This is a genomic window from Elusimicrobiota bacterium, assembly GCA_040757695.1.
Lineage (GTDB): Bacteria > Elusimicrobiota > UBA8919 > UBA8919 > UBA8919 > JBFLWK01.
Window position 1 is genome coordinate 1 of record JBFLWK010000196.1, and the last position, 1,851, is coordinate 1,851.

Below are 1,851 nucleotides of genomic sequence, written 5' to 3' on the forward strand. Positions count from 1 at the left end.
ATTTCCCATCTTTACCAGTTCTTCAGTCAGGGTCTTACAATGCACCTGCATACCGCCAATTGAATGTGCAAGCGTAACTTTTGTCAGAATACATATATTCAAAATATTTAAATCCCCCTAAATCTCTGAAAGTGCATTAACTAAAATATCGTTTTCTTCCGGTTTTCTTACAGTAATGCGAATATATTTATCTTCTTTTAGCCCCTTCTTATTTGAACAATCCTTTATCAACGCTTTATGTTTTTCAAATAAAATATTTTTAATTTCCGTAGAAGTTCTATCACTTAAAATTTTTGCAAAAACATAATTTGCCGATGAAAGATGAATTTTTAGCCATTGTATCTTTTTCAACCTTTCAATAAAATTCTTTCTGTCATCAATTATTTTTTTACAGGAGCGCTTAAACTCATCCTGATATTTTATCAATATCTCCAGAAAATACTCTGCGATAGAATTTATGTTCCATATCGGAAGTTCAGAAGTAATTTTTTCTATAAAACTTTTGTTTTTTGAAAGAGCGTAGCCAAGCCGTAAACCTGGAATACCATAGACCTTACTCAAACTTTTAAGAATTATTAAATTTCTAAAATCCTGATAATTATTTATTAGTGATACATTTTCTTTATCCACAAAATCAATAAACGACTCATCTACAATAATCATATCCAGGTTTTTTAGTTCTTTCAAAATAAATATAATTTTATCTTTTTCCAGATATATTCCAGTCGGGTTATTTGGATTTATTATCAAAGCGCTATTACTCTTACTATCTTTAACTGACTTAACATATTTCTCCGGTTCAAGAATAAAATCATCTTCTGCAAGATGAAAATAGTTTATCTGCTCACTATTTAATGTTCTCTCATATTCATTAAAACCAGGAACAGGTATGGTCATTTTTTTAACTAATTCCCTGTTAATCAGTTTAATCAGCTCTGAGGCGCCATTACCTACAATTACATCCTGTGCCGGTACGTTCAGCCATCTTGCTATCAATTTCTTTATTTCATTTGCCCCGGAAGGATAATTTGAAACGAGTTTCGGAAGTATGTGCTTTATTTCATTATAAATTCTTTCAGTTGGAAAATATAAATTATAGAGATAACAAAAATCCAAAAAATCATATCGCCAGTATCCACCATAAATTGAATTTATCATCTGGCTTTTCTTTGTTTCTGATGCAAACAAATATTCTGCTTTTTCTAAATCGTTCCGGTCATCAATTTCATACCATTTAATATTGTCAACAATTCGGGCATATAGTTTAGGATATCCTATATAAACCAGAACCCCCAGTATAAGTTCATAATATTGCGTCAGTGCTTGTGTTTTTATATATGTTTCCAGATTAGGAACAAAAAAATTATTGAAAAATTCTTTTGTAAAGTGATATACATTTATTGTTTTATACTTGTTTGAAAAATCAAAGTCCATTCCCTGGGCTTTTTTTGCAATTAACTGTTTAATTGAATTATCCTGATGATTTACCTCCAATACAGTGCCATCCATATATGGCTTATATAAATCAACCAGAACCAGATTCTGGTTTTCATCTTTTATTGTTTCTTCAATCAGTTTTTCTTCAAAAAAAATGTCACCTTCAATCAGCAAAACATTCTCTTTTACCAAATCCTTTGCCAGCCAGAGTGAATATATATTGTTGGTTTTATCATATTTATCGTTAACAACATAAGTTACCTTCATACCATTATGATTATTTCCAATTGTATTTATAATGACTTCCTTTTTATAGCCGACAACGATTATTGTCTCTTTAACTCCGTATTTTGCCAGTATGCTCAGCGTATTCATCAGGATTGGAACCTCATTTACTTTTACCATTGCTTTTGG

At 30.4% G+C, this 1,851-nt stretch carries 1 protein-coding gene; it reads right to left on the minus strand.

Annotated features, from left to right (window positions below):
• Positions 1-117 precede the first annotated feature (117 nt).
• Positions 118-1,851: aminotransferase class I/II-fold pyridoxal phosphate-dependent enzyme (locus AB1349_14055; GenBank protein ID MEW6558448.1), on the minus strand; the 1,734-nt coding region annotated here is incomplete at its 5' end.